This window comes from Aestuariibaculum sp. M13, assembly GCF_024723255.1.
GTDB classification, from domain to species: Bacteria; Bacteroidota; Bacteroidia; order Flavobacteriales; family Flavobacteriaceae; genus Aestuariibaculum; species Aestuariibaculum lutulentum.
The window spans coordinates 79,094-105,703 of sequence record NZ_JANIAC010000005.1 but is presented as its reverse complement, the minus strand read 5'-3'; the positions used below and the strand labels follow the sequence as shown (position 1 = coordinate 105,703).

Here is a 26,610-nt window from a genome sequence, read left to right as displayed (position 1 = left end):
AGCTTTTTAATATAATTGAAACTAATTATTTGCGTTTTTGTTGCATTTGCTTTTGTTTTTCAGCTTCTTCCATCATTTGTTTCATTTTTTGCTGAAAACGACTTTCTTTCTTAGGCTTTTTCTTTTTCTCCTGCATCTCTGCATGTATTTTATCTTCGTCAAGAATAAAATTCTTAATCACTAAGATAATTCCGATACTGATTAAGTTAGAAATAAAGTAATACAAACTTAATCCTGATGCATAATTATTAAAGAAGAATAACATCATGATTGGAGAGAAATACATCATGTATTTCATCATTTTACCCATATCTGGCATGCCTTCCTGCTGTGGTTGTGTTGCCACTTGTTGCCCTGTTGTTAAACGCATATAGAAGAAAATGGCTATAGACGCTAATAACGGGAATAAACTTACGTGATCACCATAGAATGGAATCTTAAATGGTAATTCTGCAATAGTATCGTAAGACGATAAATCTTCTGCCCAAAGGAAGCTTTTTTGACGTAAATCGAAAGCCGATGGGAAGAACTGAAATAACGCATAGAATACAGGTAACTGAATTAATGCCGGTAAACATCCTGCCATTGGGCTCGCTCCTGCCTTAGTTTGTAACGCTAAGGTTTCTTGTTGCGCTTTCATTTTATTGTCTTTGTACTTCTCACGAATGGCATCTAATTCCGGCTTTAAAATTTTCATTTTTGCCTGAGACAAGAATTGCTTGTATTGTACAAACGACATTAATAATTTAATAGAAATCGTCATCACGATAATAGCAATACCGTATGGTAAGAAGCCACTTAAAAATGCGAAGAACGGAATAAATAAGTAACGGTTAATCCAACCGAAAATACCCCATCCAAGCGGTACGATTTCATCTAAATTTCTGTCGTATTTGTTTAATATTTTATAATCTGTTGGTCCGTAATACCAATCCATCGACTGACTTAACTCGCCACCTTTAAGTTGTAAAGGCATTTTAGCTGTAAAGGCTTTGGTGTAAACCGTATCAATATCTTCGTCTTGTACTAAATTACGAGACTCCAGACTTGCTGTTTTAATAGGTTCCTCTGACAATAAAACAGAAGTAAAGAAGTGTTGTTTAAACGCTACATATGTTAAATCTTCAGCGGTATCATCACTTAATTCACGTTGACCTAAATAATTGTCTTTACCTTCTTCGTACTCATAAACCACCTCTGTATAACGATTCTCATAAGAAATACTTTTAGCATGACGGTAGGTTTTTAAGTTCCAGTCTAGGTTAATGTCTTGCGAACTGTTAATAATTTCACTTAATCCTTGAGAACGGATAGTGAAATTCATCATATAATCACCTTCTTTTAACTCATAACGGTATTCTAAAAACTTAGATTCTGAAACTTTTAGTTTCATAGAAACTACTGTAACATCTCCGTTTTTAGTAATGGTCGGAGCAAAAAGTAAATCTTTGGTGTTTAATATTCTGCTATCGGTTGTTCCGAAATTGATATTAAAAGATGCGTTGTTATCTTTTATTAAATAGATAGGATTTCCTTTGAAATCTACAAACTCCTTTAATCTAACTTCTGAAAGATATCCGCCTTTGTTGCTGAATTTTAAAGCTAATAAATCGCTTTCAACTAAAGTTTCTTCATTAGAAGTGTTAGCTGCTGAATAAGCAAAAGCACCTAATTTATTTTTTAATGCGATTAACTTTAAAGAATCTGAAGCTGATGTTGCTGAAAAATCTTCGGCCGCTTCAACAAATGAAGCTTCCTTTTCTTTAGCTTTCTTCTCAGCTGCTACCTGTTCTTGCTTTGCTTTTTCCTGTGCTTCAAGTTCTTCAGGCGTTGGCTGGTTTTTCCAAAGCATGAACATTAAAATTCCGAAAATAAGTATAAAACCTATTACCGAATTAAGATCTAATTTTTTTTCTTCCATGAATTCTGATTGTATCTAGTCTAATATTAAGAATGTTGGTCTTTCAACCAACATTCTATAGCAATAAGCTAACCAATATTATTTTTGTGCCATTCTGGCACTTGATGTCTTCTTTTTATGGTTTAAAGCTGCTTTTACAAATCCTACGAACAATGGATGTGGATTTGCAACGGTACTTTTATATTCCGGGTGGTATTGAACACCAACAAACCAAGGGTGTGTAGGAATTTCAACGATTTCTACCAATCCGGTTTCAGGGTTTAATCCTGTTGCTTTCATACCTGCGTCTTCAATGGCTTGTTTGTATTTACCATTGAACTCATAACGGTGACGGTGACGCTCTGAAATGTGTTCAGATTTGTAAATATCGCGAACGATACTTCCTAATTTTAAATCACAATCCCAAGCTCCTAAACGCATCGTTCCTCCTTTATCGGTAATGGTTTTTTGATCTTCCATTAAGTCGATAACCGGGTTTGTAGTGTTAGGATTCATTTCAGTAGAATCGGCATCTTTTAAACCAAGTACATTTCTTGAGAACTCGATAACAGCCATTTGCATACCTAAACAAATACCAAAGTAAGGCACATTGTTTTCACGTACATACTGAACCGCATCAATTTTACCTTCAATACCACGCTCTCCAAAACCTGGTGCTACAAGGATACCATCTAAATGACCTAATTTAATATCTACGTTATCTTTATTAATGTATTCTGAGTGTACTGACTCTACATTGACTTTTACTTCGTTAGCAGCACCTGCGTGGATAAAAGCTTCTAAAATAGATTTATAAGAATCCTGTAACTCAACGTATTTACCAATTAAACCAATAGTAATTTCAGTTTTTGGATTTTTAAGACGTGTTAAGAACTCATTCCATTTAGAAATATCTGGTGTTGTAGAGGCTAAACCTAATTTTTTAAGAACCACTTTATCTAAGCCTTCTTTCATCATTAAATTAGGTACATCGTAAATTGTTGAAGCATCAATAGATTGAATTACAGCTTCTTCTCTAACATTACAGAATAATGCCAGTTTACGACGAATATCTGATGGTAAATCATGCTCTGTTCTACATACTAAAACATCGGCCTGTACTCCACTTTCCATCAATGTTTTTACACTGTGTTGTGTAGGTTTGGTTTTTAACTCACCAGCAGCCGCTAAATATGGTACTAAAGTTAAATGAATAACAATACCATTATCTTCACCTAAATCCCAACGTAACTGACGAACAGCTTCTACGTATGGTAAAGACTCGATGTCACCAACAGTACCACCGATTTCTGTAATAATAATATCGTAATCTCCAGATTTTCCTAAAATCTGAATACGTTCTTTAATTTCGTCTGTAATATGAGGAACAACCTGAACTGTTTTCCCTAAAAACTCGCCACGACGCTCTTTTTGAATCACACTTTGGTAAATTCTACCTGTAGTAACGTTGTTAGCCTGGCTGGTAGGTACGTTTAAAAAACGCTCGTAGTGACCTAAATCTAAGTCAGTCTCAGCACCATCTTCCGTAACATAACACTCACCGTGTTCGTATGGGTTTAAGGTTCCTGGATCTACGTTAATGTATGGATCTAATTTTTGAATGGTTACCCTGTATCCTTGGGCCTGTAATAGCTTTGCAAGAGATGCTGCTATAATTCCTTTTCCTAATGATGATGTAACTCCTCCGGTTACGAAAATGTATTTTGCTGTACTTGTCATGATGCGCTTATAAACGCAGGCAAATTTACAAAATTTAAATAGTTATTACCGAATAGTTTTTTAGTTATTTAATAGCTTATTATTAACAGCATCAGGAAATCAATTTTCAGCAAACTAAAATCTGATTAAAAATTTTAAAATTCTTTAAAGGATGCTTAAATTTTGAAGTTGAAAACCATCAATTTCTCATAAATTCAAACATTACAATAACTTAACATACTTATTAGCAATGCTTTAATTCAAAAGAATTATTTTTACAAAATACCTTGTAACCTACTTATAATCAAATAGGAACAACTAAAAATTCAGAAATCATGACCATTGAAAATACTGAAACCTTTTTAAAAAAGTTTGGTTATACCTTTACTCGAAATACAAATGAATTAACGGTTACTATACCCTTATCACAATCTATTACTTTAGACTTTTCACATCAGGAAACCGTTAATATCACTAATAAATTAAATGCCTGGAATTGCCTAACCGGATTTATTAAACTAGAGCTTAAACATGCTTTTATACTTAACCTAATAATAGGCGTTATAATAAGCATTGCTCTTTCGCTTTATGATTTAAAACTTGGTTTAGGTGTTTTTATAGCATGTTCGGTATGGTCTATTGTATGGGCCTTGACCTACAAAGCAAGAAGCGAACGCTTCAAGCAATTTTTGTTAAAGTGGAGTCAGCAGTACTCTAATGTTACGGTTTAGGGTACTGCTTTCTAATGTTTCGGATTAATTCTTCTAATCCGTTTAATTTTAATTCATATACCTGAGTGAGCATATCACCAAGTTTCCCTTTAGGAAAGCCTTTTTGATGATACCAAACAATATAATGCTCAGGTAAATCTATTAAGTAGCGATCTTTATACTTACCGTAAGGCATTTTGGTATGTGCCAGGTCTATTAAAAACTTGTTATCTGTAAGCATAAATCTCGTTTTATAGACTACTCTACAACTACAATATTTAAATTATCGTACTTAACCACATAAACCGCATTATTGTAATATCCGCCAACAAGTTCTTTATTATAAGCAAACTTGTTTTCAACATATTCTGTAAGTGGCGACTGGTTTACCGAAGTATATAAATTTTCTGAAGTTACTAATCGTAATACCACATCCATAGTTAAATCGAAACCTTTTACAGCACGTTTATTAGGTGTTAAGCCATACTTCTTTTCATACGCTTTTACAAAAGAATTATTGTCGCTTTCACTATAACTTTTTGCTGTTGTTGCATAATGAAAATGTAATCTGGATAATTGGTCGTTAGACACCTCGTCTCCTTCAAAAGCTTCATTGAAATTCGTTGTTACTAAAATAATTTCAATGCCTGAATTTCCATTCTTAGCTTGATTAAGAGAAGCTAAAATACTGGTTGCATTAGATGCTAAACCTTCACTTTGCGTTTCTAAAAACACATAGTTTTTTCCTGGTTTCAATACACTTTGCACATCACCAACCATGATGTAATTGGCATCTTTGCCTTCTTTATCTTTTCTCGAAAACACTAATCGCGCATAAGTAAATTCACTTTTCAACTCATTAGCTATCGCCGAATTTTTAGTATCAGAAATCACTACAATATTTTTATCAGCTGAGTCTGACTTAACATAATTAATGATTTTCGATTTCAATAATTTATCTGAAGGTCTTGACTGAAACACATTATCATACAATCTTAAATCTGTTCCAATTGGCGATACAATTGGTGTATTATATTGTTTTAATTCTATCGCTGCTTTTTCGAATGTATTTGAGGTTAACGGTCCGATAACAGCATCAACAGATTCAAAATCATTATTATTAATAATTCTTGCCACCTCACTTACTTCATGTTTGGTATCGTAAACATCAACTTTTAAAGAAACTCCAAGTTTTTTTAAAGAATCAACCGCCATCAATACCCCAGAATGAAAATCCAATGAAGCGTTTAAATACGGATCTTTTTTAATACTACGCTTGGTATCTGCCACAGAATCGTAATCGACACGATTTAAACGAAACGGCAACATTACTGCAATATGCTTAGTACTAAAATCTGATATTTTATTATTTAAAGCCACTGGTTTTACCTCGTTAGCAGATGCTCCATTTACCGTAGCCGAATAAGGTACTTTTAAAATCATACCTTCTTTAAGTCCGGTTTCTTTTAGTTCCGGATTTAAAGTTTCTAAAGCTTCCTGGTCTAATCCTAACTTTATATTTAATCGGTAAAAGCCTTCCTTAGGTAAAACCTTATAATAACTGTATTGTTCATCTACCGATTTCTGGTCCTTATTTTCAATATTCGGTACATAAACCTGCTGACCTACCTGAAGCGAATCGCCTAAATTAGGGTTCAACTCTTCAAATTCTTTTAAAGTGATGCCAAATTTATATGCTACTCGCCATTTTCCTTCTTTTGGTTGAACGATATACGTTGTTACAGCATCACTTTCTTTTGTTTTTCGTGTTACTTTATATACCGGTATTTGAAGTTTATCTCCTTTTCGTAAAGGCTCAGCATATAAAAACTTGTTGTGCTTTTTTATATCTTCTTCAGATACTTCATATTCTTTAGCCAAGCTATACAAAGTCTCTTTTTTACCAACACGGTGCGGTTTAAACCCTACCAACTCTTTAGTTTCCTCAACCTCTGGTTTATTGGCTTTAGAAATTGGTATAATTAATATCGTATTAGGTTTTAATTCCTTTTTAGCATCAGGATTAAGCGCATAAATCTGTGACGGCGTTACATAATACTGCTTAGCAAGCGCCTCTACTGTTTCTCCCTTTTTAACCTGGTGTGTACTAAAATTTTGTGCGTTTGCCGTATTTATACCAAATAAAACCGCAAAACCTAAAACGGAAAGATGTTTAAACATGTAATCTATTTTTATTTTTTTTTAGGATAAGTACCTTTTTAGATACGCTTCTCTTTTGTCTAATCACATATAATATGCCAAAATTAAAAATCCGTGATTAACAATATTATATAAAACTCTTATTATATACGTTTAGTATGATTAAATAAGATACCGCTAAACTAAAAATATTGTTTGTAAAAATGACAAACTACTAAAAAAATTAATGGTTTGTATTGAATTAACAAACGTAACCCAATACAAACCATTTTATTTATTTTTTCGAAATGAAAATTATTCCCACTCGATAGTTGCCGGTGGTTTTGAACTAATATCGTATACTACTCTATTAACACCTTTAACTTTATTGATAATCTCGTTTGATGTTTTTTGTAAAAACTCGTATGGTAGGTTTACCCAATCGGCAGTCATACCATCGGTACTTTCTACAGCTCTAAGCGCCACACATTTTTCATACGTACGCTCATCTCCCATAACACCTACACTGTTTACTGGTAATAACATCGCTCCAGCTTGCCAAACTTTATCGTAAAGTCCCCATTCTTTTAATCCATTGATGAAAATCGCATCAACTTCTTGTAATATACGTACCTTTTCAGCAGTGATATCACCTAAAATACGGATTCCCAAACCTGGTCCCGGGAATGGGTGACGACCTAATAATTCAGGGTCGATACCTAGGGTTGCTCCTACACGTCTTACTTCATCTTTAAAGATAGCACGTAAAGGTTCTACAATTTTAAGTTTCATGAAATCTGGTAAACCACCTACGTTATGGTGACTTTTAATTGTAGCTGAAGGTCCTCCTGTAGCAGAAACACTTTCAATTACGTCTGGATAAATGGTTCCTTGTGCCAACCACTTTACATCGGTTAATTTATGAGCTTCATCATCGAAAACTTCAATAAATGTTTTACCGATAGCTTTACGTTTTAACTCAGGATCTTCAAGACCTGCTAATGCTTCAAGGAAACGCTCTGAAGCATCTACTCCTTTTACATTAAGCCCCATACCTTCGTACTGATTTAATACGCTTTGGAATTCGTTTTTACGTAATAAACCGTTGTTTACGAAAATACAGTATAAGTTTTTGCCTATGGCTTTATTTAAAAGTACCGCAGCTACAGTAGAATCTACTCCACCAGATAAACCAAGTACTACTTTATCATTTCCAACTTTCTCCTGAATAGCTTCAACAGTTTCATCAATAAATGAATCTGGTGTCCAATCTTGATTTACACCAGCAATATTCACTAAAAAGTTTTCTAATAATTGCTTACCATCTGTAGAGTGATATACCTCTGGGTGAAATTGAATAGCATACGTTGTTTCGCCTTCAATTCTGTAAGCCGCATTAGTAACATCTTTAGTACTAGCTATTAAAACACCATTCGTTGGTAATTCTTTAATAGTATCACTGTGGCTCATCCAAACCTGACTTCCTTCATTAATTCCAGCGAAGAATTCTTCATCAGTTTTAATAAATGATAAATTAGCACGACCATATTCTCTGGTGTCTGAAGGTGCTACATTACCACCTGAAAAATGTGCTAAATACTGAGCTCCATAACAAACGGCTAACATTGGTTTTACTCCTCTAATACCGTCTAAGTTTGGGTGTAAAGCATCTTCTCCTCTTACTGAATTCGGACTACCCGAAAGGATAACCGATTTGTAAGATGCTAAATCTTCTGGAATTTTGTTGAATGGATGAATCTCGGAATAGATGTTGAGTTCTCTTACTCGACGTGCAATAAGCTGTGTGTATTGCGATCCGAAGTCTAAAATTAATACCTTATCGTGTTGCATGCGCAAAAATAATAATAGATTTTATAATGACAATTAGGTGTCTGCTTTTTTTTAAAATTATTAGGCCATCGTTTCTAAAATCATCTCGATATCACGCTCGGTGGTATCAGGATTAATGAAACAAAAACGTGAAACCGTTTCAAAATTATCGCCGTTTTTCCATTTGGTTGGAGTTACTAAAGCGAATCCTTTTTTGTGGTTGTCGTATGTCCAGTTGGTATAATCCTGAGGAGCCCAACCTTTTCTACGGTATAATACACATGATAAACTTGGCTCTCTTACCAGTTCTAAATACGGACTTTCTTCAATCATTTTACCTGCAATTTGCGCCAGTTCAACACCACGCTCTACTGCTTCTTTATATTTATCGGTACCATGCATAGCCAATGAGAACCATAAAGGCAACCCTCTAACACGTCTGGTTAACTGTATTTGATAATCGGTTGGATTAAATCCGTGAGCACCTTCATCTTTAAAAATATCTAGATAAGATCCTTGCTGAGAGTGTGCTTGTTTTGCTAATTCTGGTTCTTTATAAATAACTGCCCCACAATCGTAAGGAGAGAATAACCATTTGTGCGGATCGATAGTGACACTATCAGCTTTATTAATTCCTATAAATAAATGCTTCACAGAATCGGCTAATAAAGCTCCTCCGCCGTATGCTGCATCAACGTGGAACCATAAATTTTCTTCAGCACAGATATCGGCAATACCATCTAAATCATCCACAATACCAGCATTGGTTGTTCCTCCGGTACCTACTACTGCAAATAAACGCTCACGCTCAATTGGAGATAAACCATCAATCGTTGCTCTTAATGCTGAAGCTTCTAAACGATCTTCGGTATCCACCAAGTGTACATCTAAATCTGCAACTTTAGCCATAGCTTTAACCGAGGAATGCGCCCCGATAGATGTGATGATTAATCCTTTTTGACCTTTATGACTCGGATCGTTTGTGCGCCAGTTTTCACGTGCTGTAACAATTGCAGAAAGGTTAGCCGAAGTACCTCCACTGGTGAATACACCAAAAGCACCTTCAGGCATGCCTGTTAAAGACACAATCCATTTCATAGCTTCATTTTCACAGAAAATACCTCCTGCACCTTCCATCCAGTAAGCACCATGAATACTTGACGCTGCCGTAATTAAATCGAACATAATAGCTGCTCTGGTTGGCGAGGCTGGTACAAACGCCAGATTTCTCGGGTGGTCTACCGGCACATTCGCCTTAGATAAGTGCTCTTTCCATAAGTTAAAAGCGTATTCTCCACCAACACCTTTTTCGGTAATGGTTTCTCCTACCAATGCTTTTAACTCTTCATACTTTTTAGGCTTCCCGATAGGATGCTCTACTTCTGATACTCGTCCAATGACATATTTCATGACATCCAGTGTCATTTCAATAAGTCCCATGTCAATTTTATGCATGCTTACTATTTATAATTTTAAAAGAGAAAATTCCTTATTTAAAGGATTAAGATGTTTAATAAGTTCAGGAATTAATTGCGCACCATACTCCAAGTAAAACTGAGAGAAATTGGTGTTACGTTCCTGTAAACTTTGATTAGGGAATAATTCGTTTTGCAAATCGGTCATTCGTGATACCTGATCTGCCAAGGCCTTCTTTTGTGCTTTAAGCAAACGTTTTTCTAAGTTTTCTAAACCTTTTATTTGTTTTATTTCCTGAGCTTTTACTGCTCCTAAAAACGATTTATCGGTTTGTTCTGCCAAAGCATATAAGTCTTCAAATTGCTTTTGAAGGGTATCTTTTTGTTCTGAAAAATCGATATCTATATTCGATATTTCACGTACTTTTTTATTGATAAACGTCGATTGCTTTAAAAAGATATCGGTCGTTGATATATTTAAATTCTGAAGTTTTTTATGCTGACTTTCGGTTTCTATTAATACTGAATTACGAAGCAACAACACCGGAAACGGCACATTTACTTTATTAAAGAATTGTTTCAACTGAAACCAATATGCCAATTCACCACCACCACCAATGTAGCACAGGTTTGGTAAAATCACTTCCTGATACAAAGGGCGTGTAATAACATTTGGACTAAAACGCTCCGGAAACTCCTGAAGCTCTTTTTCTATTTCAGATTTTGTCCATGAAATTTCAGTGTTTAAAACACTAAAACTTTCGTTTTCAAATACGATACGTTCACGTAATCCCTCTTTAATGTAAAACACATTAATTTCCCGAGGATTCACTTGAATCGTGTAATCACTACTTACGGCGCTTAATTGAGCGTTTGTTTCAGAAACATTTGTAAAGGAGGTATTGCTAAACAACTCCTCTTTTATATAAGGAACTAATTGTTGTTTTAAAGTTTTATGGTTAGCATCGATGATAACTAAGCCATAGTCTTTAAACAGTTCGTTTGCTAAATATCGTGTGGCATCAGCTAAATTTCCATGCTCTAAATATGCCGATTTAAAAAGTTGCTTTAAATATTCGGCATTTTTACTAGTTCCTAATTCTAAATCAAACAAATTAAAAACGTCGTCTAAACCTTCGGTTGATAATTCACCTACTGCGCCAGATGCTATTCTGTTCCAGTGCACCTTTTTCCCGTTGAAATTGAAGTAATTTATTTCTTCAAAATCATGATCTTCAGTAGCCATCCAGTACACTGGCACGAAATTATAATCAGGATAGGCTTCTTTTAAATCTCTGGAAAGATTAATTGTCGAGACTATTTTATAAAGAAAATACAAAGGTCCTGTAAACAGGTTTAATTGATGTCCTGTGGTAATAGTAAACGTATTTTCGTTTTGCAGAGCATCAATATGACTTAAGGTCAATTCTGATGTTTCAACCGTTTCATACTGCTCTTTTAAAGCTTTGACCAAAGTCAATCTTGAATCTAAATTAAAGCTAGATGCTTTTTCTTCTATTTGTCCTTTAAAATTCTCTATGCTGGGAAAACGATTGTAAAAGGGTTTCAATTGCGGGTTTTCATCCAGGTAGTCGCAGATAAGACTCGAAAAATATCCTGTGTTTTTAAATGAAATACCGTCTAATAACATAGTTTATATTAAAAATTGAAACGCAGATGCAAAGATATAGTTAATATAGTGGTAAAATCTAAAAATTTCGTTAAGAGTTTTTGTTTAAATTTATAAACTAATACTTTAAACCGTGCTCGATTTCCTTTTTACCAGCGATGCCATTATGGCGCTACTTACTTTAACGTTTTTAGAAATTATTTTAGGAATAGACAATATTGTCTTTATTTCATTAGCCGCCAATAAACTTCCGGAAAAACAGCAATCGAAAGCCACAACTATCGGCTTACTGTTAGCCATGATACAGCGTATTATCCTGCTGTTTTTCGTAACCTTCTTAATTGGCTTAAAAGAACCCTTTTATACTTTAGAATTATCGTGGCTACATATATCCATCAGCTGGCAGGCTATTATTTTATTTGGCGGAGGACTCTTTTTAATTTTTAAAAGTACTTCTGAAATTCATGAAAAAGTAGAATTACCTCATCACGATGAAAACCAACTAAATAAAAAGAAATTGAAAAGCTTATCGCAGGCTATAGTTCAAATTATGCTCATTGATTTTATATTTTCAATTGATTCCATTTTAACTGCCGTTGGAATGACAAACGGTTTACATGATAATCACAACTACAATCTGATGTTAATGATTATAGCTGTGATTATTTCTATTTTTATTATGATTGGCTTTGCAAACCCGATTAGAAAATTCATCAATGCACATCCCAGTATGCAAATTTTAGGCTTAGCCTTTTTAATCCTAATTGGCTTTATGCTTATTACTGAAGCTGCTCACCTGTCGCACACCACATTATTTGGAAATACGGTTGGAGCTATACCTAAAGGTTATTTGTATTTCGCCATTGCCTTTTCATTATTCGTTGAATTTATAAACTTCAGAATTCAGAAACAACAAAGAAAAATCGATTAGAATAATGAAGTTTGAGAATCGTCTTCCTCCTCGCCTTCAACTATATCTTCATCAAAAACTTCTAAGTCGTCTGCATGTACTTCTTCAGGTTCTTCAAAAGGCAAAGGGTCCAACAAGTTAATTTGCTTAACCTTATCTTTTGTTAACTGATTTCCGATTGCCGAAATACCTTTTATTGAGATAAACTCTTCTAAATTTATTTCTAAATTATCTTTACGATCTTTTCCGCGTTCTTTAGCAAACTCGACTTCAGCCATAGGTAACCAATCGGTTGAAACAATTTCTAGACGAGAATTTTCATGCTCAGGAACAAAAGATTCTTCTTTTCCTTCGTTTTCAATTAAAAAACGTTTCACGTAATACAGCTCGCGTTCTCCATTGTAATAAATAGCCGAAATAGGTTTCTTCGGATTCCATTTCTCCAATACAATCATATCGTTATCAAAATGTAACGTAACGTCTGGCGTAACGGTTTTAACGATCCCTTTTTGATTAATTATAAGAAGTTTATCTTCCCCTCTAAATTCTCCTAAAAGCTCGCCTCGACCATCAACATTTAATCGCTGTACAGCATCGTCGAACCATATTTTACGAGGTTTTAATGTAGAAACTCCTTTTTCTTTTAGCTCTACTTTTTTGATGGCGTATTTGGTAACTAAATTTCCTTTAGACTGTCTTCCTTTAATTAAAATATCGGCAAAATCGATATCCCATTTCAATTTCTTAATACTTCCGGCCTGTCTTAATAAAATGGTCACGACCTCAGCTTCACCATTCGGATTTGCTGAAAAATATAGTAATACCGAACCTTTATTACCGTTGGTTAAATCGTACTCGCGATCTCTGGTAATACTTGTAACGTTGAATCGTTTTATATATGAGGGTCCTGATTTACCATCGCGATAAATAAGATTGTAAATGGTACGTTTATCTCTTTTCTTAAAGACATCGACATGAATAATATCTTTACCAACAAACGTTTTTGAATCAACTTTAGTGATCATCATACTACCGTTTTTAGTAAAGACAATCACATCGTCTATATCGCTACAATCGCACACATACTCATCTCGCTTTAATGATGTTCCAACAAAACCTTCCTCACGATTCACGTAAAGCTTGGTGTTACGAATAACCACTTTTGTTGCATCTACATCATCAAACGCACGGATTTCAGTTTTACGTTCGCGACCTTCACCGTATTCCTTTTTAAGTCTGGTGAAATAAGCAATGGCATAATCTATTAAATGCTCTAAATGATGTTTAATTTGAGCAATTTGCTCTTCTAAAGCATCAATTTTTTGTTGCGCTTTATCAATATCGAATTTCGAAATACGTTTGATTCGAATTTCGGTTAAACGAACAATATCCTCTTCGGTTACCGCACGTTTTAAATGCTTGATGTGTGGTTGAAGCCCTTTATCAATAGCCTGAATAACACCCTCCCAGGTTTCTTCCTCCTCAATATCACGATATACCCTGTTTTCAATAAATATACGTTCTAATGATGCAAAATGCCATTGTTCTTCAAACTCGCCAAGTTTTATTTCTAAATCCTGCTTTAAAAGTTGCACCGTATTATCCGTACTACGACGAAGCATTTCACTAACACCAATAAACAACGGTTTATTATCTTCGATAACACAACCTAATGGTGAAATGGAACTCTCGCAACTGGTAAATGCGTATAAAGCATCAATAGTTTTATCTGGAGATAATCCTGGTGGCAGGTGGATTAAAATCTCTACCTGTGCTGCGGTATTATCTTCAATTTTCTTAATCTTAATTTTTCCTTTTTCGTTCGCTTTAAGAATGGAATCGATTAGGGATGATGTATTCGTCCCAAAAGGCAATTCGGTGATAACCAATGTATTTTTATCTAATTGCGAAATTTTAGCTCGAACACGAACTTTACCACCTCGCATGCCATCATTATACCCCGAAACATCTGCAATTCCTGCAGTTGGGAAATCTGGAACTATTGTAAAACGCTTGCCTTGTAAATGCTTTATAGAAGCCTCAATAAGTTCAATGAAGTTATGAGGTAATATTTTTGTAGAAAGTCCTACGGCAATACCTTCTGCTCCCTGCGCCAATAATAGCGGGAACATAACCGGTAAATTTATAGGTTCTTTACGGCGACCATCGTAAGAGGCCTGCCATTCAGTAATTTTTGGATTGTAAACAACATCGAGCGCAAATTTCGATAAACGCGCTTCGATATAACGAGAAGCAGCAGCACCATCACCTGTTAAGATATTACCCCAGTTTCCTTGGGTATCAATTAACAAATCTTTTTGACCTATTTGCACCATGGCATCGGCGATACTTGCATCTCCGTGAGGATGGTACTGCATGGTGTGTCCTACAATATTGGCTACTTTATTATAACGCCCATCATCCAGATCCTTCATGGAGTGCATGATACGACGTTGTACGGGTTTAAATCCGTCTTCTATTGCAGGCACGGCACGTTCTAATATAACGTACGAGGCATAATCTAAAAACCAGTCCTTGTACATACCCGTCACACGGGTAATTGTTTCTTGCGGTTCGTCTTGTTCGTTAATTAAATCGTCGCCTTCTTCAATCATTTAAATGTGTTAGTTTTCTTTAGGCTTGCCACTAATCGTTACTCGCCCTTTAATTTTAATGGTTCGTTTTCTATTTACTGTATTTGGTTCTTCAATGTGTAAATAAGAATAATCTCTTTTTGTCTCGCTTGATTTTTCTAAAGTGTATAACATTATATTTTGCTTTTAGCCTGCTCAACACAGGGAATTATTAATTTTTATACTACAAAATTAACTCTAAACCTATAATGTCTGTATCTACTTTAACGAAACTTTATCATCAAATTCTTAATTTAACCCTGAAATAATGATTTATCAATAATTTAAAAGCCTGTTTATTCAACAATATCTAATTCAACCTTTAAATTATCAATTATAAACTCTTGTCTTGAAGGTGTGTTTTTACCCATGTAAAAGGATAATAATTCTTCAATAGACATATGGCTATCCAACATTACAGGATCTAAACGGATGTCTTCACCAATAAAGTGTTTAAACTCATCCGGAGATATCTCTCCCAAACCTTTAAATCGTGTAATTTCAGGTTTTGGCTTTAATTTTTCAATCGCGTTAACACGCTCCTCGTCCGTATAGCAATAAATGGTTTCTTTTTTATTTCTTACCCTGAATAATGGGGTTTGTAATATATATAGATGTCCTTCTTTAATAACCTCAGGGAAAAACTGAAGGAAGAAGGTAATTAATAACAAACGGATGTGCATCCCATCGACATCGGCATCGGTTGCAATTACCACATTGTTATAACGTAAATCTTCTAAAGACTCTTCTATATTTAAAGCGGCCTGTAACAGGTTGAACTCCTCGTTTTCGTATACAATTTTTTTACTTAAACCGTAACAGTTAAGCGGTTTACCTTTTAAACTGAATACCGCCTGTGTATTGACATCACGAGATTTAGTAATACTTCCGGATGCCGAATCTCCCTCGGTAATAAAAAGTGTGGTTTCAAGATTGCGTTCGTTTTTGGTATCTCCAAAATGCACACGACAATCACGCAATTTTTTATTGTGAAGACTGGCCTTTTTCGCACGGTCTTTCGCTAATTTTCTAATACCAGACAACTCCTTACGCTCACGTTCAGCCTGCAATATTTTACGCTGAAGCTTATCGGCTGCCTCAGGATTTTTATGTAGATAGTTATCTAAATAAGTTTTTACGAAGTCGTTAACATAGGTTCTTACCGTTGGCAAATCTCCTCCCATATCGGTCGATCCTAATTTCGTTTTTGTCTGACTCTCGAATACAGGCTCCATCACCTTAATAGCAATGGCACTTACTACCGATTTTCTAATATCGGATGCATCGTAGTTTTTACCGTAATACTCACGCACGGTTTTCACCAAAGCCTCTCTAAAAGCATTTAAGTGTGTCCCTCCCTGTGTTGTATTTTGTCCGTTAACAAACGAATGATACTCTTCGCTATACTGTGTTTTGCTGTGCGTTAAAGCAATTTCAATGTCGTCGCCTCGTAAATGAATGATAGGATACAATCTATCATCCTGATTTATATTTTCAGATAATAAATCTTTAAGACCATGCTCACTAAAATACTTTTCTCCGTTAAAAACTATGGTTAAACCCGGATTCAGATATACATAGTTTTTAAGCATTTTAACGATGTACTCGTTTCTAAACTTATAGTTTTTAAAAATAGTTTCATCAGGTACAAAGGATACTTTGGTTCCTTTGCGACGTGAGGTTTCATCTAAAAACTCCTGATTGGTTAACTCGCCTTTTTCAAATTCCGCTGAAGCTGATTTATTATCTCGTGTCGATTCTACTCTGAAATAAGATGACAAGGCATTTACCGCTTTGGTACCTACCCCATTTAATCCTACCGATTTCTTGAAGGCTTTGGAATCGTACTTACCACCGGTATTCATTTTAGACACCACGTCTACAACTTTACCTAACGGAATACCTCGACCGAAATCTCTAACAATAACTTTATTGCCTTGAATAGAAATTTCAATATTCTTTCCAGCCCCCATTACAAACTCATCAATCGAGTTGTCTAGAACTTCCTTAAGTAAAATGTAGATACCGTCGTCAGGAGAAGATCCGTCACCAAGTTTTCCGATATACATCCCTGGACGCATACGAATGTGCTCTTTCCAGTCTAACGAACGTATATTATCTTCGGTGTAATTGGTTTCTTCTGCCATAAAATTTCCAGTAAGTTAAGTGAGATTTGATGCTAATATAATACACTCCGCGAAAAAATGAAACCTCATTTCGACAAAATAATTAACAATATTAAGGGTGTATTTTGTTAAGAACCTCGAAATTAATTTTTTGATTCTTTTTTTAGGCTGACAAATAATATCCCAATGATAACTATTAATGCTCCAAAAAATTGCAACAATGTTAATTTTTCATTTAAGAAGATGGATGCCAGAATGATTGTTGATATTGGCCCAATACCTGCAACAATCGCAAAGTTTGACGAACTGATTAACTTAATGGACATTGACACTAAAAACGACGGAATAACCGTTGCAAAAACCGCAATTAAAAATCCGTAACCGTAAACCTGCCAAGGAAAACTTAATAAATCAATTTCATTTATAAATCCATAATGAATAAACACACATATACATGATACCAACATAGCATAAGATGTAAACTTTACCACTCCAAATTTAGGAATTAGCCATCCGGTTCCAACCAAATACGACGCATAGGTCACGGCACTTAAAAAAATTAAAAAACCTCCTAAATAGGTGTCATTTCCCGAAATGGCAACCTCATCCCAAAAGGCGATAACTACCCCTATATATGTTAACAGTATCGCTCCTGCCTGCACTTTGGTTATAGGTTTCTTCAAAAAAAACTTATTAAAAAACAATACAATAGTTGGATAGATAAACAGAATAATACGCTCTAAACTTGCCTTAATATAAGTCAGTCCAACAAAATCAAAATAACTCGCTAAATAATACCCCACAAAACCAAAAAACACTACCCATACGTAATCTTTTCGGGTCACTTCTAAAGACTTTTTTTCATTCCTGTAGATATAAATTATAATAATGTAAAAAGGGAATGAAAACAACATGCGTAACAATAGCACACTTATAGCATCAACGTTGTATTGATAAGCCAATTTTACCATTACGGCCTTTGAAGAAAATAATACCACCGCCAGTATCCCTATTAAAACACCGTAGATAAAAGATTGTCTTGATTTCATCTGTTGATTTCTATTTGATATTATTGTCAGATGGAATTAGCCTGTAACATTTTTACTAACTTCAAATGTATTGCAAAGCTCATTTCACAGCGCGAAGGTATAACGCTATTTTAAAACAACTCTTAGATATAACAAAATATTACGATGTTCAGACAAGCAAACCTGTTGTTAGTCGAAAATTGAAAGCCTAAGTTTTACCTTTTTCATAATTTGACACATTCACACATATTAACCCAAAACATGAGAAAATTAGTTTTATCAATTATTACAGCAACTGTTTTAATAAGCTGCCAATCTAAATACCAAGATATTCCCGAAAGCTATTATCCATTATTAGATAGCGCCTTAGTTAAAGCAAATAACAACGCACCCGAAATTTTAAAGGCATTAACTGATGCTCCAAAAAACCAAAAAGAAGGTATGGCGTTTTTAATAAGTTATATGCCCGAGCGCGATTTAACTACTTTAAAAGCTGACTTCCTTTTAGAAAATGCCGCATACGCCTATAAAGCTCGGGAGCGTTTTCCTTGGTGCAAAACGCTGCCCGATTCTATCTTTTTCAATGATGTTTTACCATATACCAATGTTGCCGAAACCCGTGACCCTTGGCGAAAAGACTTTTACGAACGTTTTTCAAAATATGTGGAATACGAAACCAATTTAAAGGATGCTATTTTCGCCATTGCCAAACCTATTAATAAAGAGGTTAATGTTGAATACAACATAAAACGATCGATTGTTGATTCCAGTCCAAAAGAAGCCATGTCTGAAAATATGGCCACTTGTACTGGATTATCTATAATATTAACAGATGCTTTTCGTTCCGTTGGTATTCCTTCCCGATTAGCAGGAACAGCCATGTGGACCAACATGAAAGGCAACCACACCTGGTGTGAAGTCTGGATTGATAACGAATGGAAATTTATAGAATACTACCCTGACGATTTAAACAAATCCTGGTTTTTAGCGGATGCCGGTAAAGCAGACCCCAACAACCCACTACACTGGATTTACGCGGTATCCTACAAACCCACAGGGCAATATTATTACGCAGGCAGAGCTGCAAAATTCCTATTGAAAACTTTAGACACAACCCTTTTAAACCCTAAAACCTTGAAAAGTTTAAAAGAATGGAAAAGAAAAGCTGACGAAAACAACGAAAAGCCTTATATACATGGCGTAAATGTTACCCAACGTTATATTGATCTTTACAAAGAATCTATAGAGAATTCAAAACTTGCAGACGATGAACTTATAGCAAATTTTGTTGTTTTTAAAAATGAGAATACTTCACAAAGCGACTCTCGTTTAGATTGCAGAGTTGATGTTTACTTAGATGATAAAATTATTGATTTTGGCTACTCGCCTCGTCCAACCGACGACATGAATAAATTCTTAAAAATTAAACTAAAAAAAGACACAGACTATAAAATTGTGGTGAGCAATATTAAGAACAATATTGAACAAAGCTTCTCCATAAAAACAGACGAAAAGCCAAACGAAGAATTTAAATTGATTTTAGAATAACGTCAAAAATCCTTTTACCTCATGAAACACTCTATACTAGGCTTTTTATTTCTGTTTATAGCGTGCAACAAAACACCGAAAAAGGAAAGCATTCATGTTATTGCACACAACAAAACTACAATAACCACCAATCCCAAAGAAGGTGTTAATACATTTACCGAATGGGCAACATTTCCATCAAAATCTGAAGCCATTAGGAAAGTGACCATGTATCTAACACTGGCTTACCCAGAGCACATGAAAATAGCGCATTGGGATTACATGGATCGGGTGAAAATTACCTGTATAGATGAAAATAATAACGAGCGTGAATTTGAAATCGGACGTATGCTTACACCTTACGGAAGCAGTTTTAAAGAAGGCTGGAACTATACCTGGAAAACCGATGTTACCGACTTTGCTCCCTTTTTACACGATAGCGTTCAGGTGGCTTATGTACATTCTGGGTATGAATCGTCTGAAACTGGCTGGGATTTAACCATTGGCTTTAAAATAGATTTTGGTCCGGCAGTTGCCGATTTTGTTTCCGTCAAAGAGATGTGGCAAGGTAATTTTGAATACGGCAACCCAGAAAATGATATTGAAAATAGCTTAAAACCGATAACTATTAAAAAACAAAATGATGCTGACTTTGGACGTTTCAGAATTCAGCATACAGGACACGGCATGGATCGCCCGAGTGGTTGCAGTGAATTTTGCAGCCGATGGCGCGAATTAACTTTTGATAACAAAACAATTGACAAGCGCGATTTATGGAAAGAATGTAGCGACAATCCGTTATACCCGCAAGGCGGCACATGGATTTACGACCGCGCCGATTGGTGTCCGGGCGATTTACAACTTCCTGATATTATAGATATGCCTTTAACTAAAAGCAGCCATGTGTTAGATTTAAATATGATGCCTTTTTCAGCTAATAATATCAACCAGCCCAAAGAACAAATCACCTCGTATTTCTTTCAATACAAAACACCAAATCATACTAACGATGTTGAAATTGAAGACATCATAGCCCCAAACAGCGATGAAGCTTTCAATAGAGAAAATCCGAAAGGTTTTCAACCCAAAATTAAAATCAGAAACTTAGGAAAAGCACCTTTAACATCGGTTACAATCTCTTATAAAACGGAAGGTTTTGAAGAAAAAAGCTTCGACTGGGTTGGCCATCTTCCTTTTTACGAATCTACAGTGATAACAATTCCTAATCACATCGAATACAAATCAGGTGTTAATCATTTTACTGTTACACTAACAAATCCAAACGGCAAAAAAGATGAATGGACTGGAGACAACACATTAACTTCAGAATTTGATGATATCCCAACCCTGCCTACCAATCTAGTTGTAGACTTTTTAACCAATAACAATCCAGGAGAAAACCACCTTACTATTGTAAACGAAAACAATACTATTATTTTTGAAAAAGCACCTAATAATCTTGAAGCTGCAACGCAGTATTACGATACTTTAAATTTAGCTGAAGGCAAATACAGATTAAAACTAACCGATACGGTTGGTGACGGTTTAGAGTTCTGGTATAATAGAAAAGCTGGCTTTGGAAGGCTTCAACTAAAGGATATAAATCACAATATATTGCATGCCTTTGAAAACGATTTTGGCAACGAGCAGAACTACACCTTTAGAGTTAGCAAATCTGCAAAAACCGATTTAAACAGACTAAAATATTCTGTAACCATCTATCCACGCATGACTAAAGATAGTCTGAGCATTTTCACAACAGCCAATAAAGCATGTAAACTAAAAGTGCGATTAACCAAAGATGGCGTTTTTATAGAAGAACATGACTTCGACAATATTAAAGATTCCAAAACTGATTTAGATGTTAGCCATTTAGAAGAAGGAAGGTATGTTATGGAAATCCATATGGATGGAAAACATATAATGAATCGTCGTTTCAATAAAATTTAGATCATTATTCTTTTTAAATAAAAAATCCTGTATTGAGGACCAATACAGGATTTTATAATATGATTTAAAATTTTTCTATTAAACGTTGAATAAGAAATGCATTACATCACCATCTTTAACAATGTAATTCTTTCCTTCAACACGCATTTTTCCAGCTTCCTTAATTTTACTTTCACTACCGTAAGTTACATAATCATCATAACCAATTACCTCAGCTCTAATAAAACCTTTTTCAAAATCTGAGTGGATTACTCCAGCTGCCTGAGGTGCAGTAGCACCAATATTTACGGTCCATGCACGTACTTCCTTTACACCTGCCGTAAAATACGTCTGCTGATTTAATAATTTATAAGCCGCACGAATTAGCTTTGAAGACCCCGGTTCTTCTAACCCAATATCAGCTAAGAACATCTGACGCTCTTCGTAATCTTCCAGTTCATTAATATCAGCTTCTGTTCCAACGGCAAGCACTAAAACTTCAGCTTTTTCATCTTTTACCGCTTCACGAACTTTTTCAACGTATTCATTTCCAGAAACCGCAGAACCTTCATCTACATTACAAACGTACATTACTGGTTTTTCTGTAATAAACTGTGCTGGTTTCACGAAATCTTCATAATCATCTTCATTAAATTCTAAAGCCCTAACCGATTTTCCTTCCTCTAAAGCAGCTTTAATTTGTAATAAAACCGCCTCTTCCTTTTGAGCTTCTTTATTACCAGTTTTAGCAGCACGCTTCACTTTATCTAATTTCTTATCAACAGTCTCAAGGTCTTTCAACTGTAACTCCATATCGATAGTTTCTTTATCTCGAATAGGGTTTACATTACCATCAACGTGAACGATATTATCGTTATCAAAACAACGTAATACGTGTAAAATAGCATCTGTTTCTCTAATGTTTGCAAGGAATTGATTTCCTAAACCTTCACCTTTACTTGCTCCTTTTACTAATCCTGCAATATCTACAATTTCTACAGTTGCAGGCAATACACGCTCTGGCTTAACTAAAGATTCTAATTTTTCCAAACGCGGATCTGGTACGTTTACCACCCCAATATTAGGCTCGATAGTACAGAACGGGAAGTTCGCACTTTGTGCTTTTGCATTAGACAAACAATTGAATAAAGTTGATTTCCCTACGTTTGGTAATCCTACAATACCTGCTTTCATGTATTTAAATATTAGATAAAATATTAAGACTTAGGTCTTCGTTTTTGCGAGTGCAAATGTAGTTAATTCTTCAATTATTTTAAGAATATCGACGCAATATCTACAAAATTAAAACTAAAGGAATAACAAGATAAAAGTTAACACCATTCCAAAAACGGTAAAATACATACCTTTTCTAAAAATATGTGTTTTAGGCATAAACATCCAAAATGATGATATTGCGAAGAATAACAACGATACCCCGAAGAAAATATTCAAATAAAACAATGGATCTTTCGACTTCGCCTTATGAAGCTTAGTCATTTTATTTAAAACTAATGGAAGTTCCTTTTGAATGAATTTAGCCTCTCCTGTTGCTTTGTTATATTCCCCATTATTAAAGAACAAAACATCGCCTTCCTCTTTGGCTACTTTAAAATCCCTGATTTTTAATTCCCGCCCTAGTTGATTAGTTGGCAAATTAGGCTGTAGCTGTTTTTCAACTTCAGATTCAATCTTTAAAAAATCTGAATCTCTAAAAATTAACACCACACCACTTAAGGCGTAAACGGTCATGATTCCTATTAAAAAGAATCCTAAATAGCGATGTATAATTCGCATGTATTTGTTAGTCATCGGTTTGTTTTTAAGCCTTAAGACATCTTAAAAACAATATGGTTTAAATTCTGATTATGTTAAATAAATCTAAAAAACCTCCTTTTCTAAGGAATTTCAAGAGCACACAATTCTATTAACTTTTTGATTATCTTTATATTACTAACCAATCCATTGTTTCATATGAAAAGTATTTTTACACTGCTGTTAAGCCTATGTTGCTTAACATTTTCTTTTGCTCAACTAAGCGTTTCAGGTACGGTAACAGACAATTCAGGAGAACCTCTTATGGGGGTTAATATTGTCGTGAAAGGTACCAGTAGCGGGACTACTTCGGATTTTAATGGCGAATTTATTATTGATGTTGATGGTAATGCCATTTTAGTTTTCAGCTCCGTAGGTTTTGACTCAAAAGAAGTCCCTGTTAACAATCAAACAAAAATAAATGTCATTTTAGAGGAAGGCGTTAGTCTTGACGAAGTTCTTCTGGTGGGCTCTCGAAGCCCTAAACGGACAGCTACCGACACACCAGTCCCTGTGGATGTTTTAGATGTTTCCGGAATAGCCTCAACTACAGGAAAGGTGGAAGTCAATGATATTTTACAATACGCTGCCCCTTCTTTTAACGCCAGCAAGCAATCAGGATCCGATGGTGCCGATCATATTGTTCCGGCATCCTTACGCGGTTTAGGTCCCGATCAAACTTTAGTTTTAATAAATGGAAAACGCAGACACCAATCTTCTTTGGTAAACATCTTCGGAACTCGGGGACGCGGTAATTCAGGAACCGATTTAAATGCCATTCCTGCCAATGCCATTAAAAGAATTGAAGTTTTAAGAGATGGTGCTTCAGCGCAGTACGGATCTGATGCTATTGCCGGTGTAATTAATATTGTTCTAAGGGATAATACCGATGGATTCTCTGGCGGAATTACCTATGGCGCTTACAGTACAGCCATAGGCGATGGCTGGGAAGAAGCCACAGGTGAAACACTTTATAATGTAGAAGGCAAAAATCGCTTAGACGGAAAAGATAAAAACTGGGATGGTGAAACTGTAAAAATTGACGCCAATTACGGCTTAGCCTTAACTGATGATGGCGGATATATTAACATTACAACCGAATTTCTTTCAAAAGAAAACACCTTAAGACCAGGATTTTCTTGGCGAAAAGGTTACGGTAGTGCGGGTGTTGATGGCTTCAATTTTATGATTAATTCATCAATTCCTGTGAATGATAACACAGAAATTTATGCCTTTGGTGGTCGAAATTTTAGAGACACCAACGCCAATGCGTTTTCAAGAGATTCTTTTGACGATGGCGATAACCGTTCTGTTCCCAGTTTGTACCCCGATGGATTCACTCCAAGAATTACGTCCAATATTACCGATGCCTCAGTATCCGTTGGTGTAAGACATGAAATGCAAAATGGCTGGAATGTTGATTTTAATAACACCTACGGAAAAAACAACTTTCATTATTTCATAAAAAACAGTAATAACGCCTCGATGAAAAATGCCTCTCCTGTCGATTTTGATGCGGGTGGCCATTACTTATCACAAAACACAACAGGACTTGACTTTAGTAATTATTATGACGATATCTTTTCTGGTGTGAGTTTGGCCTTTGGTTTTGAATACCGAACCGAAAACTTCGGAATATTTTCAGGAGAAATTCCTTCATATGGCTTATATGATGAAAATGGTGTAGTCATAACAAATCCAGCACTTCAAACGGTAGCAACAGATGCCAATGGAGACGATTTACCTGGCGGATCTCAAGGATTTCCAGGTTACAGCCCAGCTAACGAAGTAGATCGCAGCAGAACCAATTATGGGATTTATTTAGATTCCGAAGTCAACATCAGTGAAGCCTTTATGCTGGCTGGGGCAGTTAGATTCGAAACTTATAGCGATTTTGGAAATACTTTTAATGGTAAATTAGCTACCAGATTTAAAATAAGTGAAGATTTTTCGCTTCGTGGATCCATATCTACAGGATTCAGAGCGCCTTCGTTAGCACAATTATATTACAACCTTATTTTCACCAATATTGTAGCCGGAGAGTCTGTACCTTCCCTTCTATCTGCAAACAACAGTACCGTTACCAAAGCCTTTGGTATTGGTCAGCTAAACGAAGAAAAAGCATTTAATGCCAGCTTAGGATTCACCTTTAAAGCAGGTAATTTCACTGCTACAGTTGATGCTTATTCCATTACCGTTGATGATCGCATCATCTTAACAGACAACTTTACCGACCAAACCATTTTAGGGCCATTAAAGGTAGATGCTGCGCAGTTTTTCGCCAACGGTGTTGATACCAGAACCAGTGGAGTTGATATTGTACTAAGTTACGATACTCCAATTGGTAGTGATGGTAATATTAAAGTGGGACTTATTGGTAATATAAATGACTTAAAAATTAAAGACATCCATAATGGTGATTTAAATGAGTTTACATTCTTCGGACCATTCTCTCAAGCCTATTTGAAAGCCGCTGCACCTGATTATAAATTTGGGTTGAATTTAGGCTATGCAACTTCTAAATTTAATGCGAACCTTACCCTTACTCAATTTAGTAAAGTTGAATTACAAGACTTTCAATGGGTAGATTCTCCTGCAACAACTCAGGCAGAAGCCGATGCTTTATATGAAGTTGCTACCGATATTTACAAAGCTTCCATAGTCTTAGATTTAAGTGTTGGTTACGATCTTTCTGAAAAGCTTAAAATAAGTATTGGAGCCAACAATTTATTAAACAAATATCCAACACCTCAATTTGATGGCTGGACAGATCAGGGTGGTTTAGCCGATTCTGTTCAAATGGGTTCAGACGGAACTTATCTTTTTGGAAGATTGAGCTTTAAATTGTAAACACAACCATACAACATAAAAAAACCCAAGCTTTAAAGCTTGGGTTTTCTATTTATAAAAATCTCTTTCGATTAATCTTCCGGGTGCATAAAGCGTTGCTTAGCTAAAAGCTCCTCTTCAGTTTCAACATGGTCATCATCAGGCACACAACAATCTACCGGACAAACGGCAGCACATTGTGGCTCATCATGAAACCCTTTACACTCTGTACATTTATCTGGTACTATATAGTAAATTTCATCACTTATTGGTTCTTGTGCGTCATCTGCATCAACCTCTGTACCGTTAGTTAATACTACTGTTCCTGTTAAACTTGTTCCGTCTTTGTAACGCCAATCGTCTGCACCTTCATAAATTGCAGTATTTGGACATTCCGGCTCACAAGCTCCACAGTTAATACATTCATCAGTTATTATAATAGCCATAACTTTCTCTAGTTCAATTAAATTTTA

Annotated in this window: 19 protein-coding genes; 5 read left to right on the top strand and 14 right to left on the bottom strand. The window is 35.3% G+C overall.

The genetic code is table 11. From position 1 onward, the window contains the following. Positions 1 to 25: 25 nt before the first annotated feature. Both yidC and NO995_RS15855 read right to left on the bottom strand, forming a co-directional pair. Positions 26 to 1,921 (bottom strand): membrane protein insertase YidC, encoded by a 1,896-nt coding sequence (gene yidC, locus NO995_RS15860; RefSeq protein ID WP_258228350.1) that lies wholly within the window; start codon positions 1,919 to 1,921, stop codon positions 26 to 28. A gap of 78 nt (positions 1,922 to 1,999) precedes the next feature. Then, positions 2,000 to 3,640 (bottom strand): CTP synthase, encoded by a 1,641-nt coding sequence (locus NO995_RS15855; protein WP_258228349.1) that lies wholly within the window; start codon positions 3,638 to 3,640, stop codon positions 2,000 to 2,002. Between the two features lie 314 nt (positions 3,641 to 3,954). Here NO995_RS15855 and NO995_RS15850 point away from each other — a divergent pair, with 314 nt between their 5' ends. After that, positions 3,955 to 4,350: a hypothetical protein gene (locus NO995_RS15850; protein ID WP_258228348.1), complete on the top strand. Its 396-nt coding sequence runs from the start codon at positions 3,955 to 3,957 to the stop codon at positions 4,348 to 4,350. On the opposite strand, the gene NO995_RS15845 is transcribed toward NO995_RS15850, so the two are convergent. The 5 genes from NO995_RS15845 to bshC form a co-directional block, all read right to left on the bottom strand. Continuing rightward, entirely contained in the window at positions 4,340 to 4,570 is a 231-nt protein-coding gene (locus tag NO995_RS15845) for a DUF3820 family protein (protein ID WP_188222363.1), read from the bottom strand. The genes NO995_RS15850 and NO995_RS15845 overlap by 11 nt on opposite strands. 17 nt (positions 4,571 to 4,587) lie before the next feature. Continuing rightward, positions 4,588 to 6,510 (bottom strand): LysM peptidoglycan-binding domain-containing protein, encoded by a 1,923-nt coding sequence (locus tag NO995_RS15840; protein WP_258228347.1) that lies wholly within the window; start codon positions 6,508 to 6,510, stop codon positions 4,588 to 4,590. 273 nt (positions 6,511 to 6,783) lie between these two features. Further along, positions 6,784 to 8,319: a glutamine-hydrolyzing GMP synthase gene (guaA, locus tag NO995_RS15835; protein ID WP_240573338.1), complete on the bottom strand. Its 1,536-nt coding sequence runs from the start codon at positions 8,317 to 8,319 to the stop codon at positions 6,784 to 6,786. A gap of 60 nt (positions 8,320 to 8,379) precedes the next feature. Next, positions 8,380 to 9,753, bottom strand: a complete 1,374-nt coding sequence (locus tag NO995_RS15830; protein ID WP_258228346.1) for an aminotransferase class V-fold PLP-dependent enzyme — start codon at positions 9,751 to 9,753, stop codon at positions 8,380 to 8,382. Between the two features lie 9 nt (positions 9,754 to 9,762). After that, positions 9,763 to 11,364 (bottom strand): bacillithiol biosynthesis cysteine-adding enzyme BshC, encoded by a 1,602-nt coding sequence (gene bshC, locus NO995_RS15825; protein ID WP_258228345.1) that lies wholly within the window; start codon positions 11,362 to 11,364, stop codon positions 9,763 to 9,765. Between the two features lie 112 nt (positions 11,365 to 11,476). Here bshC and NO995_RS15820 point away from each other — a divergent pair, with 112 nt between their 5' ends. Next, a complete protein-coding gene (locus NO995_RS15820; RefSeq protein WP_258228344.1) occupies positions 11,477 to 12,274 on the top strand; it encodes a TerC family protein in 798 nt (265 codons plus the stop codon). Here the strand turns inward: NO995_RS15820 and NO995_RS15815 are convergent. From NO995_RS15815 to NO995_RS15800, 4 genes are all read right to left on the bottom strand, one after another. After that, positions 12,271 to 14,868, bottom strand: a complete 2,598-nt coding sequence (locus NO995_RS15815; protein WP_258228343.1) for a DNA gyrase/topoisomerase IV subunit A — start codon at positions 14,866 to 14,868, stop codon at positions 12,271 to 12,273. The genes NO995_RS15820 and NO995_RS15815 overlap by 4 nt on opposite strands. 9 nt (positions 14,869 to 14,877) lie before the next feature. Then, a complete protein-coding gene (locus NO995_RS15810) occupies positions 14,878 to 15,021 on the bottom strand; it encodes a hypothetical protein (protein WP_240573343.1) in 144 nt (47 codons plus the stop codon). Between the two features lie 161 nt (positions 15,022 to 15,182). Beyond that, positions 15,183 to 17,033 carry a DNA topoisomerase IV subunit B gene (locus NO995_RS15805; RefSeq protein WP_240573344.1) on the bottom strand — a complete coding sequence of 617 codons (1,851 nt, stop codon included), beginning with the start codon at positions 17,031 to 17,033 and terminating at the stop codon, positions 15,183 to 15,185. 122 nt (positions 17,034 to 17,155) lie between these two features. Further along, the gene (locus NO995_RS15800; RefSeq protein WP_258228342.1) at positions 17,156 to 18,061 is read right to left on the bottom strand and encodes a DMT family transporter; all 906 of its coding nucleotides are present in this window, start codon (positions 18,059 to 18,061) and stop codon (positions 17,156 to 17,158) included. Between the two features lie 240 nt (positions 18,062 to 18,301). On the opposite strand from NO995_RS15800, the gene NO995_RS15795 reads away from it, so the two are divergent. After that, positions 18,302 to 19,588 (top strand): transglutaminase-like domain-containing protein, encoded by a 1,287-nt coding sequence (locus NO995_RS15795; protein WP_258228341.1) that lies wholly within the window; start codon positions 18,302 to 18,304, stop codon positions 19,586 to 19,588. Positions 19,589 to 19,609: 21 nt separating this feature from the next. Then, positions 19,610 to 21,517, top strand: coding sequence for a peptide-N-glycosidase F-related protein (locus tag NO995_RS15790; RefSeq protein ID WP_258228340.1), 1,908 nt, complete (start codon positions 19,610 to 19,612; stop codon positions 21,515 to 21,517). Between the two features lie 78 nt (positions 21,518 to 21,595). Here the strand turns inward: NO995_RS15790 and ychF are convergent, their stop codons facing one another. Both ychF and NO995_RS15780 read right to left on the bottom strand, forming a co-directional pair. Continuing rightward, positions 21,596 to 22,690, bottom strand: coding sequence for a redox-regulated ATPase YchF (gene ychF / locus NO995_RS15785; protein ID WP_258228339.1), 1,095 nt, complete (start codon positions 22,688 to 22,690; stop codon positions 21,596 to 21,598). Between the two features lie 114 nt (positions 22,691 to 22,804). Further along, on the bottom strand, positions 22,805 to 23,305 hold the full coding sequence (locus tag NO995_RS15780; protein WP_240573349.1) for a hypothetical protein: 501 nt from the start codon (positions 23,303 to 23,305) through the stop codon (positions 22,805 to 22,807). Positions 23,306 to 23,467: 162 nt separating this feature from the next. On the opposite strand from NO995_RS15780, the gene NO995_RS15775 reads away from it, so the two are divergent. Next, positions 23,468 to 26,158: a TonB-dependent receptor gene (locus tag NO995_RS15775; RefSeq protein ID WP_240573350.1), complete on the top strand. Its 2,691-nt coding sequence runs from the start codon at positions 23,468 to 23,470 to the stop codon at positions 26,156 to 26,158. A gap of 71 nt (positions 26,159 to 26,229) precedes the next feature. Here NO995_RS15775 and NO995_RS15770 read toward each other — a convergent pair whose 3' ends face one another. Beyond that, positions 26,230 to 26,583, bottom strand: coding sequence for a 4Fe-4S dicluster domain-containing protein (locus NO995_RS15770; protein WP_240573351.1), 354 nt, complete (start codon positions 26,581 to 26,583; stop codon positions 26,230 to 26,232). Positions 26,584 to 26,610: the final 27 nt, after the last annotated feature.